A 14468-nucleotide genomic window follows, 5' to 3' on the forward strand; every position below is an offset into this window, starting at 1 on the left:
CAGTAAATAATTTACAGCGAATATATTAATTAATGTACTAATATTTCCACAGCTTCGGTTATCTCCACGTCGCCGTCTGATGAAATATTTGTTAATTGTACCTGTTTCACCTCATTAACCAGTACCGGGTCGTACTTGGCTTTTACTTTTACGTAGTTGCGAGTGAAGCCGTGCATAAAGCCGTCTTTAATATCGCCCTCAAACAGCACTTCGGCTTGCTGACCTAATTGCGTTTCGTAAAAGGCACGGCGTTTTTTATCGTTTAGTATGTGCAGCATTTTACTGCGCTCGGCACGGGTGCTGCCCGGAACAGTGCCTTCCATTTCGGCCGCAGGGGTATTTTCACGCTCGCTATAAGTAAATACATGCAGGTAGGATATATCAAGGCCGTTCAGGAAATTGTAGGTATCAATAAAATCCTCGCGGGTTTCGCCGGGGAAACCAACGATCACATCTACACCAATACAGCAATCGGGCATCAGTTGTTTTATTTTAGCTACCCGCTCGGCATATAACTCGCGGCGGTAACGGCGGCGCATTAACCCTAATATTTTATTATTTCCGGATTGTAATGGGATATGAAAATGCGGCACAAAGCGTTTTGACTGCGCTACAAACTCAATAATTTCGTCGGTAAGCAGGTTGGGTTCAATAGAGGAGATACGGATTCGATCTATACCTTCCACCCCATCCAGCGCTTTCACCAAATCAACAAACTTATCTTTACGCTCACCATCGCGGATACCGAAATCGCCCAGGTTAACGCCGGTCAGTACAATTTCTTTTACGCCCGATGCTGCTATCTGCTTAGCCTGTTCAACCGCATTCTCAATAGTATCGCTTCGGCTTGCGCCGCGGGCCAGCGGTATAGTACAAAACGTACATGAATAGTCGCAGCCATCCTGTACTTTAAGGAAAGTGCGGGTACGGTCGCCAAATGAATAAGCCGAAATAAACTGATTTGCCTCGCTCACCGGCTGATTATAAACCACGGCCTTAGCGTTTTTAGTTAAATCATTGATAATGTCGACTATCTGAAATTTCTCGGCAGCGCCTAAAACCATATCAACGCCGGGTATTTCAGCAATCTCCTTTGGTTTAAGTTGTGCGTAGCAGCCTACAATAGTTACGTAAGCATTAGGTGATACCTTCAACGCCTCTTTCACTACCTTTTTGCACTTTTTATCGGCATTATCGGTAACCGAACAAGTGTTGATCACATATACATCGGGCGTATCGGTAAACTCAACTGTTTGGTAACCAGCCTGCGCAAACAAGCGGCCAATACTGGACGTTTCCGAGTAATTCAGCTTACAGCCTAAAGTATAAAATGCAACTTTCTTATTCATTTTAAAGGCTGCAAAGGTAAGGAATTTAGTTAGAAATTCGGATTTCTGAATTCCGATTTTGGGTTTAATGACATTGTACTATCAAAAGTTACGGCTATAATTGAAGCATCCCGGATTTGAACATTAAAATCTGAGGTCATGAACCAACTTCGGTGGCTTTAATCACGTCGCGGATACGTTCATCAAGATCGTTGGCTACCTCGTCCATCTTTTGCAATACTTCTTTATCGGCAACATAATTATTGCCTTTAATAATATTCATTAGCCCCAATATTGAAGCCAGCGGCTTGCGGATCTGGTGCGATTGAATGTGTGCTATTTTCAGCATCGCGGCGTTTAATTCCTGGTTGCTTTTTTCCACTTTCCGACTGTAGCGGTGGATGGTATAGTACTGGTAAAGAATAACAAACATGAGTATGACAAAACATACCATGGCTACCGATATGCGCAATATTTTTTGACTTTTTAACTGACTGACCTGCCCCAGCAAAGCAATTTGTTTATCCTTGCCGCCCGAATTATATTTCAGTTGCATTTCGCTCACTTGTTTTTCGTTCATGGCAATTTGTAACGAATCGCGCATGGTAAATGATCGTCGCAGGCATTCTATAGCAGGTTCGTAATCTTTCGACGAAAGGTAGCACCAGTGCATTGCTTCGTATATTTCCATCTCGCGATAGGGTTGTTTCAATTGTCGCGATACAGCAATAGCCTGTTTTAAATAATCAATGCCTTTATCGTGCTGGCCCATATAATAATAGGATTCGCCCAACCAGTTGTAAGCATAAGTTAATGAACGTGGCTGATGGTATTTGTTAGCCAGGGCTACCGCCTGGTTGGCATATAACAGCGCTTTACTGTATTCCTTATTTTCCTTATATGTTTGCGCAATATTATCGTAAAAGCGGATGCGCATTTGTTCATATTTGGGGCTCGATTCTGCTATTTTCAAAGCATCCAGCTCTAACTGTAAGCTGGTGTGGTCATTTTTGTAATTGCCGTTTTTGCGGTAATAGCCATGGGTAAACATCGCGTTTAAACCCATCAGCGAGATAATATTAGTAGTGTCGTGATTGATCCGCGCTTCCTTAAGGCCTTTAATACAATCTTGAAATGCTGCGGGATAATTTCCATTCTCTTTATGGATATTTGCCATAATAGCGTACAGATCTGGAACCGGGCCGCGTACGTTCCATTTTTCGGCATCGGTCAGTGATTGTAAAGCTACCTTCATGGCTGCAGTATAGTTGGTAGCCATCCAGTAATATTTAGCTTTAAATATCCCGGCGTAAACAAGCCCTTCCCCATTATTTCTAAAACGGCTTATACTCTCCAGTTGCCAGGCGATAGTGGGAAGAGAGTCGTTATGTGATGAGGTGTATTTATTGCCTTTGGCGATCAGTTCTTTAATTTCCAAACTGTCCTTAACAGCGCCGGCGTGATTGTTGGCTTTAGAGTCATTTTCAGGCATTTGCCGGCAAGATGGTATAACGCAAACCAGCCAGCAAACAATAATTAAATGAAAAGGTTTTAACATGGGTGAAAAATCCCCACAATATAGTTATTATTTAGAATTTGAATTCCAATTTCGCATTACATAATTAATTAATAACAAAAACGTCCTTTCGTTACCGCCTTGTAATGGCAGCAATAATGTCTTTTAGCTGGTTAAAAATGGATCGCCCCTAATTATTATCCTTATTCCATCTGTAACTATCGTTTTCCAACCCCATTAAATCAATAACGCGGTTTACCACGGTCATAGCCACATCCTCCACAGTGTTGGGTTTACTATAAAAAGATGGCACCGCCGGGCAAATAATACCTCCCGCCAGGGTTATAGTTTCCATATTACGGATATGGATCAGGTTCAACGGCGTATCGCGGGCCACCAATATCAGCTTGCGGCGTTCTTTTAATATTACATCGGCGGCCCGTGTAGTTAAATCGTTAGATATACCTGTAGCAATGCGGCCCAGGGTGCCCATGCTGCAGGGCACAACAACCATGGTATCAAACTGTGCCGAACCCGAGGCAAAAGGCGCCATAAAATCGTTCTTATCGTAAAACTTAAAAGGGTAATTTTTATAGTCTTCGTTACCCAGTTCCAGCTGCCAAACCTGGCGGGCATTATCGCTCATCACTACACCAACCCCGGCTATTTGTGTATCCAGCTGTTGTAATTTATCCAGTAAAAGTTTGGCATAAATGGCGCCGCTGGCACCGGTAACCGCAATCACTATTTTTTTACCTATCATTATCAATTACAACTATTACAATCCCAACAAAATTAACAGGAATAAAAAAGGGTCGAATACAAGTACTCGACCCTACATCTACCTATGAAAAACATACCCTTTGAGAGGGCATTACAAAGGTACTTAACAATTTTTATTTTATTAACAAAAACTTTACTTTTTTTTCATCCGTTTTTCGCAATGTTTTTTTCTATCAATGTTTGGATAATCCCATCAACCATACCTACACTTGGCACATAAATATTTTTGATGCCGCCCCATTTCATTACACTAAGATATATTTCGCAGGCGGGGATAATTACGTCGGCACGGTCATGGTTCAGGCCCAGCACATTTATCCTGTCTTTTAACGAAAACGAGTTGAGGTAATGATATAAGGCTTTCAACTTAGCAAAAGACATAGGGCTGTTTTCTTTTTCTTCTGCCAGTTTATATAACTTATTGATATTACCTCCCGTACCAATGCCCGATAAGTTTTTAAAGTGTTTGGTATGCATCCGCAAAAACTCTTTCATTTCCTCCCAGGTTTCATCTTTATCCTGGTTATCCAGTATACGTATGGTACCCAGGTTGAAAGATTGCGATGCGATCATCTCACCTTCAGAAAATAAAGACAATTCGGTACTGCCGCCCCCCACATCAATGTACAGATAGTCTTTACTCTTATCTATATTTTGTTCAATATGGCTTGAATATATGATGTTCGCCTCCACTTCGCCGTGCACAATCTCCAAATCTATATTGGCATTGTCTTTTATCATGCGCACCAGGTCGGCGCCGTTTTTCGCCTCGCGCATAGCCGATGTGGCGCAGGCGCGATAATCGGTCACCTTATAAACATCCATCAGATTTTTAAAGGCCTGCATGGTTTTTACCAGATCGGCAGCTTTTTTATCAGATATATATTGATTTAAAAAGGCATCGTCCCCAAGGCGCAATGGCACGCGTATCAGCGTGTTTTTTTTAAACGATGCCGAGCCATTGCTTTCGTTTATTTCCGCTATCAGCAGCCTAACCGCGTTACTGCCTATATCAATTGCTGCGTATCTCAACTTTTAGGGTTTTTGTTTTTGAGGTAATTATAAATATCCAGCTGCGCCCTTGTTAGCACCGCGGCTTTGGTTTTATGGTACTTATTGGTGTTACTTGCATTGATTTCACGGGCTTTAGTGTTATCCTGCAGTTGAATATTGATAATATCCCTTATCTCTTTGCGCAATTCCTCGTTGTATATCGGAAACCCAACTTCTACCCGGTTATCAATATTCCGGGTCATAAAATCAGCCGAGGTAAGATAGATCAGTTCGTTGCCGCCATTACCATATATCTGCACCCTGGCGTGTTCCAGGTATTTATCTACAATACTAATAGCGGTAATATTTTCGCTTACGCCTTTAATACCGGGCACCAGGCAACACATTCCGCGTACTAAAATTTGAATTTTAACCCCCGCGTTACTTGCGGCATACAGTTTGGCAATAATTCCCTCATCGGCCAGGCTATTCATCTTTAATATCATATAGGCTTTTCTTCCGCCTTTTGCATGGGCTATCTCCCCATCTATCAATTTGTAGATAGCCGGACGGGAATCTATCGGCGAAACAATAAGGTGCTTCAAATCGCGTGGTAAACCACTTTTGTTAATTGCTTTAAAAACATGTACCAAATCGCCGGTAAGCCTTTTGCTGGCCGTAAGCAGCGTATGATCGGCATATATTTGCGCGGTTTTCTCGTTAAAATTACCTGTTGATAAGGTGGCGTAATAAGCCGGTTTCCCCTTCTCTATCCGGGTAACCAGGCATATTTTACTGTGCACTTTATAACCAGGAAGGCCGTAGATCACCTTTACGCCTTCTTCTTCCAGCCTGTTACTCCACTGTATATTGTTCTGTTCGTCAAAACGGGCGCGCAATTCAACCAGGCAATTCACTTTTTTACCGTTTTTGGCGGCATTTATCAAGGCGTGTATCACTCTCGAATTTTCGGCCAGGCGGTAAACAGACAGACTGATCTCTTTCACTTTGGGATCAATAGCGGCCTCGCGCAAAAAGTGTATCACATAATCAAACGATTGGTATGGCGTACTGATCAAATAATCGCGCTTAGCGATAGACGCCATCAGGCTTTTACCAAAGGTAAGGTCATCAACCGTTAGCGATGGGTATTTTACATATTCAAGGTCAGGCCTGCCAACATTGGGGAACTTAATAAAATCTTTAAAATTCTGATACCGGTTGCCGGGTATCAGGCTATCCTTACCCAAGCCCATTTTGCTTACCAAAAAGTCCAGCATATCGGTCGGCATAGCAGCATCGTATTGTAAACGCATGGGCTTACCCTTTTTACGCTTTTGCAGACTTTTAGCCAGGGCATCTATAAACTTCTCGCTTACCTCCTGGTCAAGGTCAAGTTCCGCGTCGCGTGTAAGCTGAATAGAATAGGCCTCGATACTATCATGATCGAAAATAAAAAACACATCCTCCAGGCTATAACGGATAATGTCATCCAGCAGGATAATAAACTTCAGGTTATTAGTTTCGGGCAGTACCAAAAACCGGGGCACGGTATCGGGTATTTCCATCAGCGCCAATTTGGTCTTTTTGTTTTTGCGCAGCTTTACAAAAAAGTAGATAGAGCGGTCCCGCAGTTCGGGTAATGGCGAATGCGCATCCAGCATTACCGGTACAAGGTTTGATAGCAGGCGTTCCCTGAAATAGCTTTTTACAAAAGTACCACGGGTAACGTTTAACTGTGTTTCATTAATCAGGAAGATCTTTTCATCGGCTAATTGCTTAACAATAATATTTTCGTACAGGTTGTTAAACTTATGCTCCTGCTTTATCACCAGGTTTTTTATCTGGTTCAGCAGTTTTTTAGGATTGTAGCCCAAAACCTCTTTGGCCTTCTCGTTTAAATTAGCCAGGCGGCTTAACGTAGCCACGCGTACCCGGTAAAACTCATCGAGATTTGATGAAAAAATGGCCAGGAAACGGACACGATCGATCAGCGGCACAGTGGGGTCGGCAGCTTCCTGCAGCACCCTGTCGTTAAAGTACAGCCAACTGATCTCCCGGTTAATTAATGGTATACGCTGATGAGGCATAGTTGATATGATGCAAGCTAAATCGCTGGTACAGCAAATCTGCTTATTTATTTGTTAAGATAATATTAAGTTAATTGTTTTTGTTTACACAGATTGAGGCGTTATATAAATCCTTTATTGATCATTTGCCGTATAAAGCTTTCATAAAAACCTTTGTTTAATACGCAATCATTATCTTTACAACACAAAACCAATCAACATGCCATCATTTGATATTGTAAGCAAAATTGACGGGCAGACGCTCGACAATGCCATTAATACCGCGAAAAAAGAAATTTTGAACCGTTATGATTTCAACGGATCGAAAAGCACTATAGACCTGGACAAAAAAACCAACATGGTTACCATTGTAACTGAAGACGACATGCGCCTGAAAGCCATTACCGATTCCATCATCAGCCGTATGGTAAAGCAACAACTTGACCCCAAAGCGCTTGATTTTGGCAAGGAACAATATGCATCGGGCAACATGATACGCAAAGAGATCACCATTAAAGAAGGGATTGATAAAGAGGCTGCCAAAAAGATAGTTAAAAAGATAAAAGACAGCGGACTGAAAGTACAAGCCTCGATAATGGACGACCAGGTACGCGTGCAAGCCAAAAAGATAGATGACCTGCAGGCGGTAATCAGCCTGTGCCGCACCGAAGATTTCGGGCAGCCATTGCAGTATATTAATATGAGAAATTAGGCAGCGGGGCGATAATGCTTAAGAACATTATACTTCTATTGCTGCTATTTCCTAACCTGTTATTTGCTCAAACCAGCATTAGCGGCAATATTATTAATAAAGACAGCCGCAAACCCGTACCCGATGCGAGCGTATTTTTAAGCAATGCCAGCGTAGGTGGCAAAACAAACGACGATGGTAGTTTTACGCTTACCAACGTTAGAAACGGGCAGTACGATCTTGTGGTGACCTGCGTTGGGTTTGAAGCTTTTCATACCACATTGCTGGTGAATGGCACGGCAATTCATCTTGCAGCAATTGAGCTCATCCCCCGGGCTACGGAGTTGAAAGAGGTAACAATAAAATACGACCCAAGCCGCGAAAGGTACGTACGTATATTTACTGATGAATTTTTAGGGAGATCTGAAAATTCAAAAGCTTGCAAAATATTAAATCCTGAAATATTGGACCTGGATTTTGATAAAAGCACCGGCAAACTTACCGCCAGCACAACCGATTTTATTATCATTGAAAACAAAGCGTTAGGGTACCGCATTAAATACCTGCTCGCCTCTTTCATTAAAGATCAACATAGAAATTATCTTTTCTACACAGGCTCGTCAGTATTTGAAGAATTACCGGGGAAAGCATCACAGCAAAAACGCTGGCTTAAAAATCGGGCGCAAGCTTACCTGGGATCCGACATGCACTTTTATCGTGCCTGCATAGCTAACCAGGTTGAAGAAGATGGATTTGTGGTTAACAGGCTAATCAGGAAACCTACGGGCAAACCCACTGATAGTTTAATAAAAGCTAAGATCAACTATTTCAGAAGCCAGTTGCAAACCCCGGCTATCCAGGATTCGATAGCAAACTGGTCGGCTAAATCGGGCATGCCCATGTATAATCAAACACTTATAAATAAGCCTCTTTCAATAACTGACTACATTAAACGGACCGAGCGCAAAGGGATTTTCGCTATCGGGTACCAGGATTGTTTAATGATCACCGATAAAAAAGGCCGCAGCACCATCATCACTTATAACTTACCTTATGCTTTTTTTGATAATAATGGTGTAGTACTTAATCCTGAAAGCAACACTTTTGAAGGATATTGGGCTACCCTGCGTATGGCCGATCTGCTGCCGGTTGATTATCAATTACCAGAAAAATAAACCCGACCAGATCCGCCTGCCTGTGGTTATTCAGTTTATTACGCGCTGCATAGAAATTATTACATTTGTAAACTATTTCAGTTTAAATGAAAAAATATCTTTCGTTAGTTACCTTCTCACATACCATATTCGCTATGCCGTTTGCCTTTATTGGCTTCTTTTTGGCGGTGACTACTACCAACCATACTTTTAAATGGCAGCAACTGGTACTGATGGTGCTATGCATGGTGTTTGCCCGCAATTCGGCGATGGCATTTAACCGGTACCTGGACAGAAATATTGATGCTAAGAACCCGCGCACCAAACAGCGCGACATACCCGCCGGGCGCATCAGTCCGCAAGCGGGGCTTATCTTTACAATTATTAACTGCCTGCTGTTTATTGGGGCTACCTGGTTTATCAATCCGCTATGCTTTTACCTATCGCCGGTGGCTTTACTGGTGGTGTTGGGTTATAGCGCTACTAAGCGCTTTACGGCGCTGTGCCATTTGGTATTAGGGTTGGGCTTGTCCCTGGCCCCTATCGGCGCTTATTTGGTGGTGACCGGCGAATTCCAGCTACTACCCCTGTTTTTCTCATTATCGGTACTTTGTTGGGTAAGCGGTTTCGATATCATTTATGCGTTGCAGGATGAAGACTTTGACCGCAGCGAGAACCTGCATTCTATCCCATCGTGGCTGGGTAAGGTAAATGCCCTGCACCTTTCTACTTTTTTGCATGTGCTGTCGGCAGCGTTTATTGTGATGCCGGTGTTTTTTACCACTGTCGGGGTACTTTATTATATCGGCATCGTTTTCTTTTGCGCCATGCTCATCTACCAGCACCTGCTGGTTAAACCTAACGACCTGAGCCGCGTAAATTTCGCTTTCATGACCACCAACGGCATTGCCAGCGTAGTATTTGCCAGCCTGTTCTTACTGGACAGAATGTTTGTGATCCATATTTGGGAGCATTTGGGGAAAGGGTTTTGAGCAACATTTATCATCCAACAAAGTTAGCCATCACTTAAATAGCTGTTGGTGGCACAAGGTTGTCAGTTAATACCTATCTAAAATACCACTGTCACACAACACGTTACGCTAAAAATCGCTAAAAATGCGTAAGTCGGCGAAAGTTGAAATGAAAAAACCAGAGAAAAGTTAAAATAATCAGAGTTTGCGAAAGTCGTTTTAATAATGTTTTTTACCACCAAAAAAGGGTGCAAAATTTTGTTAAAATTCCTCCCCTCTGCTGGCGCACACGTGCCGCGTGTGACACTATCCAACCGGGTATCTTTGTCGCCATAAAATTACACGCCCGATATCATCCGCTAATTCCCAATTACTACTTTTGTTTTATCAGGTTTCTGTAACAAAATTCAAATAAATTCTATTAATTCCGTAGACTATATATATATTTACAACGTGAAGGTAATCAATGCACTCGTTATGGTAACGCTTTGGTGCTGTATGTATGGTTAGTACATGAGGCCTAAGGTTACATAACACATTAGCTACCAGCCTCTTCAGCCAACGCCGCAGGGGCTTTTTCATAACATTTTAAACAAACAAACACATGCAAAGCTTCAGAACAGAACTGGAGAATCCCGTAGTGGAGAAGGACATTATAGACCTGGAAAAGAAGATACGCGCTTTCCGGGAAGGGAATATACACGAGGAAAAGTTCAGGAGCTTACGCCTGGCACGCGGCATTTACGGCCAGCGCCAACCAGGGGTCCAAATGGTGCGTATTAAGCTGCCGTTTGGCAAAGTTACCTTTAAACAGTTACTGCGTATTGCCGATATAGCCGATGAATACGGCAGCGGCAACCTGCACCTTACCACCCGCCAGGATATCCAGATACATTATGTAAGCCTGGACCGTACGCCCGAACTATGGTCTAAACTGGCCCAGGATGATATTACCCTGCGCGAAGCCTGCGGTAATACCGTACGTAACGTAACGGCATCACCCAATGCGGGTATCGATCCGCTGGAGCCGTTTGATGTTTCGCCATATGCGCATGCTACGTTTGAATACTTGCTGCGTAATCCTATTTGCCAGGAAATGGGCCGTAAGTTTAAGATCAGTTTTTCATCAAGCGATAAGGATACGGCGCTTTCTTATATTCACGATCTTGGGTTTATCCCCAAACTAAAAGGCGAAGAACGCGGCTTTAAAGTTTTATTAGGCGGCGGCCTGGGCGCGCAACCGGCTATTGCCAGTGTAGTGCACGAGTTTTTACCCGAAGATGAGATGATCCCGTTCATAGAAGCGGTTATCCGGGTGTTCGACCGCTATGGCGAGCGTAATAACCGTAATAAAGCCAGGATGAAATTCCTGGTAGCGAAAATAGGGCTGGAAGAGTTGCTGAAACTGGTGGCATTAGAAAAAACGGCTACCAAGGTAAAAACCTATCCTATAGACAGGACGGCCATCAGCACCCCTGCAATTCCGCAAAATACCGATTACCCAACTTTTGCGCCAAGCCTGGCTTACGAACAATGGCTGGCGACTAACGTGTTCGAGCAAAAACAAAGCGGTTTCTACGGCGTATATGTAAAAGTGCTTGTAGGCGATATTAAAACCCCCGAAGCCCGTAAACTGGTTGAAGCATTACGCCCATGGGTGGCCGATGAGATACGCATCACCGCTAATCAGGGTTTATTGTTGAAATATATCCGGAAGGAAGCTTTACCAGCCGTTTACGCAGCATTGGCGTCGGTTAATTTGGCCGATCCGGGTTTTGATAGCCTGGCCGATGTAACTACCTGTCCGGGTACCGATACCTGTAACCTGGGTATCAGCAACAGCATGACTTTTGCACGTGTACTGGAAGAAGTGGTTTACACTGAGTATGAGGAATTTGTAAACAACCGCGATATAAAAATAAAGATCAGTGGCTGTATGAATAGCTGCGGCCAGCATGGGTTAGCGCATATTGGGTTCCATGGCAGCTCGTTAAAAGCCGGCACAAGGGTTTTACCATCTATGCAGGTTTTGCTGGGCGGCGGCACCGTTGGCAATGGCATTGGCCGTGCGGCCGATAAAGTGATAAAAGTGCCTGCCAAACGCGCCGCTAATGTACTGCGCTGGGTATTGAATGATTTTAAAGCGAATTCTATCGAGGATGAAACTTTCCATGATTATTATGATCGTAATGGGAAAGATTATTTCTACCAGCTATTAAAACCCCTGGCCGACCTAACTAACCTAACCGACGAGGAATTTGTAGACTGGGGACACGAGGAGACCTTTAAAACCGCCATTGGTGTGGGCGAATGTGCCAGCGTTATTATTGACCTGGTAGCTACCTTGTTGTACGAAAGCGACGAGAAACTGGAATGGGCCAATCTGGCTTATGACGAAAAACGCTGGGCTGATAGCATTTATCATGCTTACGCGGTTATGATTAGCGGGGCGAAAGCATTATTGTTAGACAGGGGTGTGAATAGTAGCACCCAAACTGGCGTTATTAAAGCGTTTGATGAACAATATGTCGCAACTGGTGACGTACCATTGGCAACAAGTTTTGAGGAATTGGTATTGCAGATCAACAAACATGAGCCATCTGAAGCCTTTGCAACTGAATATATAGAACAGGCTAAAGCATTCTTAAACCAGGTAAAAGCAAAAAGAGAGGAAGCGGTAAACGCATGATAGCGCCTGATAAAAATATAAAAGAACCACGCATTACCCTTGTAGGTGCAGGCCCCGGCGATGCCGAGCTGATTACCATTAAGGGGGTGAAAGCCCTGCAAACCGCCGATGTGGTTTTGTATGATGCGCTGGTGAATGATGAACTGCTGCATTTTGCCCCAACACACGCCGTTATGGTTTACGTAGGCAAACGCAGCGGCGAACATTATTACGAACAAAGCGCCATTAATAAACTAATGGTTGATTACGCGCTGAATTATGGCCACGTAGTGCGCCTGAAAGGCGGCGACCCATTTGTATTCGGTCGCGGATATGAGGAATTAGATTTTGCTGCTAATTACAGCATCCCAACGCAGGTGATCCCTGGTATTTCCAGTTCAATTGGTGTGCCTGGCTTGCAGGGTATCCCGGTAACACACCGTGGCTTAAGCGAAAGTTTTTGGGTGGTAACCGGCACCACAGCCAGCGGGCTATTGTCAAACGATCTATATGATGCTGTACGCAGCCGCGCTACTGTTGTAGTATTGATGGGCGTACAAAAGCTAAAGGAAATTGTGAAGCTGTACCAAAACGAAGGCCGTGGTAAACTGCCCGTAGCGGTAATACAAAGCGGAAGTACTGAGAATGAAAAAATAGCCATTGGTGTGGTGGACACCATTGTTGAAGTGGTTGAAGAAAATAAGGTAAAGGCCCCCGCGCTGATTGTACTGGGCGAAGTGGTTTCGCTGCACCCAAAGTATCAGCCAATAAAAGATTTTTATGCCATTGCTGACAAAGAATAACGGATTGCCTGAAGCTGCAAAGACATCGGACAAGAACGAATTGTTCCCGGTATTTTTAAAGCTTAATGAATTGCATACGGTGCTTATCGGTGCAGGGGCTGTTGGTTTGGAAAAACTGACGGCTGTGCTTGGTAACAGTCCGCAGGCAAGGGTAACCGTTATTGCCAACGCCATTTTAAGTGATGTGCATGAACTGGCCGCAGCCTATCCGCAGGTAAATATCCTGCAAAAAACATTTACGGATACCGACCTGGACAATGCCGACGTGGTAATAGCCGCTACAGGTAAGCCCCAACTAAACGAGTATATCCGTCAGTCGGCGCGGGACAGGAAGTTGTTAGTAAACATTGCTGATAAACCCGACCTGTGCGATTTTTACCTGGGTTCTATCGTACAAAAAGGCAACCTTAAAATAGCTATCTCTACCAACGGCAAGTCGCCCACAGTAGCCAAGCGTATTAAGGAAGTTTTAAATGACGGTATCCCTGATGAAATTGACACCACACTTCATCAGGTAAATCATCTGCGCAATTCCCTAAACGGAGATTTTAGCGATAAGGTCCGCCAGCTAAATAAGCTGACCGCGGTTTTGGTTGAGCCTAAAAAACAGGCAGAAGAAACAAAAAAGAATTTCAAGTGGCTAATTTGGGGCGCTATTGTACTATCCTTAGTTGTTACCGTTACCGCTTTATGGTTCAAAGATCCCGATGCACAGGCTTATCTTAGGGGCATCCCCCCTACTTTTTATTATTTCTTAGGCGCCGGGTTTGTTTTTGCAATGATAGACGGTGCCATTGGCATGTCCTATGGGGTAACGTCAACCAGCTTTTCGTTAAGCATGGGTATCCCTCCAGCCTCGGCCAGTATGGGTGTGCACCTCAGCGAAATTATGAGCAACGGTATTGCCGGTTGGATGCATTACCGCCTGAATAACATCAACTGGAAATTATTTAAATTACTGCTTATACCAGGTATTATTGGAGCTGTATTGGGTGCTTACCTGTTATCATCGTTAGAGCATTACAGTACTTATACCAAACCCATGGTATCTGTTTACACCTTTATCCTTGGTGTAGTTATCCTGAAAAAAGCATTTAATACGGGCCGCAAAAAATCGGCAGATAAAATTAAAAAAGTATCATTCCTGGGCTTCGGCGGCGGGTTTATTGATGCTGTTGGCGGCGGCGGCTGGGGGTCTATCGTGTTATCTACGTTAATTGCCGGTGGGCGCAACCCTCGCTTTTCGCTGGGTACTGTAAAGCTATCCCGGTTCTTCATCGCGCTTATGAGTTCGCTAACCTTTATTACCATGCTTAACGGCGCACATTGGGACGCTGTAGCAGGTCTAATTATTGGCAGCGCGTTGGCATCGCCTATTGCAGCAAAAGTATCTAACCAAATATCCACCAAAGCTATTATGGTAGCGGTGGCGGTAATCGTAATGCTTATTAGTTTGCGAAGTATCCTGTTATTTTTAATGAAAGTAATTTAA

General features: G+C 43.7%; 11 protein-coding genes. 6 read left to right on the forward strand and 5 right to left on the reverse strand.

The window, feature by feature from the left end; genetic code table 11:
- Nucleotides 1-29: 29 nt before the first annotated feature.
- The 5 genes from mtaB to ppk1 all read right to left on the reverse strand — a co-directional run bounded on the left by mtaB (nt 30) and on the right by ppk1 (nt 6710).
- Complete coding sequence (gene mtaB / locus IRJ18_RS10980) at nt 30-1349, reverse strand: tRNA (N(6)-L-threonylcarbamoyladenosine(37)-C(2))-methylthiotransferase MtaB (RefSeq protein WP_194106248.1); 1320 nt, start codon at nt 1347-1349, stop codon at nt 30-32.
- 136 nt (nt 1350-1485) lie between these two features.
- Nucleotides 1486-2820, reverse strand: a complete 1335-nt coding sequence (locus IRJ18_RS10985) for a tetratricopeptide repeat protein (RefSeq protein ID WP_194106249.1) — start codon at nt 2818-2820, stop codon at nt 1486-1488.
- Nucleotides 2821-3034: 214 nt separating this feature from the next.
- Nucleotides 3035-3607 carry a UbiX family flavin prenyltransferase gene (locus tag IRJ18_RS10990; protein ID WP_194106250.1) on the reverse strand — a complete coding sequence of 191 codons (573 nt, stop codon included), beginning with the start codon at nt 3605-3607 and terminating at the stop codon, nt 3035-3037.
- 164 nt (nt 3608-3771) lie between these two features.
- On the reverse strand, nt 3772-4659 hold the full coding sequence (locus IRJ18_RS10995) for a Ppx/GppA phosphatase family protein (protein WP_194106251.1): 888 nt from the start codon (nt 4657-4659) through the stop codon (nt 3772-3774).
- Nucleotides 4656-6710, reverse strand: a complete 2055-nt coding sequence (gene ppk1 / locus IRJ18_RS11000; RefSeq protein ID WP_194106252.1) for a polyphosphate kinase 1 — start codon at nt 6708-6710, stop codon at nt 4656-4658. Before ppk1 ends, IRJ18_RS10995 begins: the two co-directional genes overlap by 4 nt.
- Nucleotides 6711-6909: 199 nt before the next feature.
- Here ppk1 and IRJ18_RS11005 point away from each other — a divergent pair, with 199 nt between their 5' ends.
- The 6 genes from IRJ18_RS11005 (at nt 6910) to IRJ18_RS11030 (ending at nt 14468) form a co-directional block, all read left to right on the forward strand.
- Nucleotides 6910-7401, forward strand: a complete 492-nt coding sequence (locus tag IRJ18_RS11005; RefSeq protein ID WP_194106253.1) for a YajQ family cyclic di-GMP-binding protein — start codon at nt 6910-6912, stop codon at nt 7399-7401.
- A gap of 14 nt (nt 7402-7415) precedes the next feature.
- Nucleotides 7416-8555: a carboxypeptidase-like regulatory domain-containing protein gene (locus IRJ18_RS11010; RefSeq protein ID WP_194106254.1), complete on the forward strand. Its 1140-nt coding sequence runs from the start codon at nt 7416-7418 to the stop codon at nt 8553-8555.
- 86 nt (nt 8556-8641) lie between these two features.
- On the forward strand, nt 8642-9526 hold the full coding sequence (locus tag IRJ18_RS11015; RefSeq protein ID WP_194106255.1) for a UbiA-like polyprenyltransferase: 885 nt from the start codon (nt 8642-8644) through the stop codon (nt 9524-9526).
- 583 nt (nt 9527-10109) lie between these two features.
- The gene (locus tag IRJ18_RS11020) at nt 10110-12194 is read left to right on the forward strand and encodes a HEPN domain-containing protein (RefSeq protein WP_194106256.1); all 2085 of its coding nucleotides are present in this window, start codon (nt 10110-10112) and stop codon (nt 12192-12194) included.
- Nucleotides 12191-12976, forward strand: a complete 786-nt coding sequence (cobA, locus tag IRJ18_RS11025; RefSeq protein WP_194106257.1) for a uroporphyrinogen-III C-methyltransferase — start codon at nt 12191-12193, stop codon at nt 12974-12976. The genes IRJ18_RS11020 and cobA overlap by 4 nt, the downstream gene beginning before the upstream one ends.
- Nucleotides 12954-14468, forward strand: a complete 1515-nt coding sequence (locus tag IRJ18_RS11030; RefSeq protein WP_194106258.1) for a TSUP family transporter — start codon at nt 12954-12956, stop codon at nt 14466-14468. The genes cobA and IRJ18_RS11030 overlap by 23 nt, the downstream gene beginning before the upstream one ends.

Source organism: Mucilaginibacter boryungensis, from assembly GCF_015221995.1.
GTDB classification, from domain to species: domain Bacteria; phylum Bacteroidota; class Bacteroidia; order Sphingobacteriales; family Sphingobacteriaceae; genus Mucilaginibacter; species Mucilaginibacter boryungensis.

Excerpts from the sequence above, each read along its gene's own strand:
- IRJ18_RS11010 (WP_194106254.1), top strand. The coding sequence starts at position 7,416 with ATGCTTAAGAACATTATACTTCTATTGCTGCTATTTCCTAACCTGTTA.
- ppk1 (WP_194106252.1), bottom strand. The coding sequence starts at position 6,710 with ATGCCTCATCAGCGTATACCATTAATTAACCGGGAGATCAGTTGGCTG.
- IRJ18_RS11020 (WP_194106256.1), top strand. The coding sequence starts at position 10,110 with ATGCAAAGCTTCAGAACAGAACTGGAGAATCCCGTAGTGGAGAAGGAC.
- IRJ18_RS11005 (WP_194106253.1), top strand. The coding sequence starts at position 6,910 with ATGCCATCATTTGATATTGTAAGCAAAATTGACGGGCAGACGCTCGAC.
- IRJ18_RS11015 (WP_194106255.1), top strand. The coding sequence starts at position 8,642 with ATGAAAAAATATCTTTCGTTAGTTACCTTCTCACATACCATATTCGCT.
- IRJ18_RS11030 (WP_194106258.1), top strand. The coding sequence starts at position 12,954 with ATGCCATTGCTGACAAAGAATAACGGATTGCCTGAAGCTGCAAAGACA.
- IRJ18_RS10990 (WP_194106250.1), bottom strand. The coding sequence starts at position 3,607 with ATGATAGGTAAAAAAATAGTGATTGCGGTTACCGGTGCCAGCGGCGCC.
- IRJ18_RS10985 (WP_194106249.1), bottom strand. The coding sequence starts at position 2,820 with ATGCCTGAAAATGACTCTAAAGCCAACAATCACGCCGGCGCTGTTAAG.
- mtaB (WP_194106248.1), bottom strand. The coding sequence starts at position 1,349 with ATGAATAAGAAAGTTGCATTTTATACTTTAGGCTGTAAGCTGAATTAC.
- cobA (WP_194106257.1), top strand. The coding sequence starts at position 12,191 with ATGATAGCGCCTGATAAAAATATAAAAGAACCACGCATTACCCTTGTA.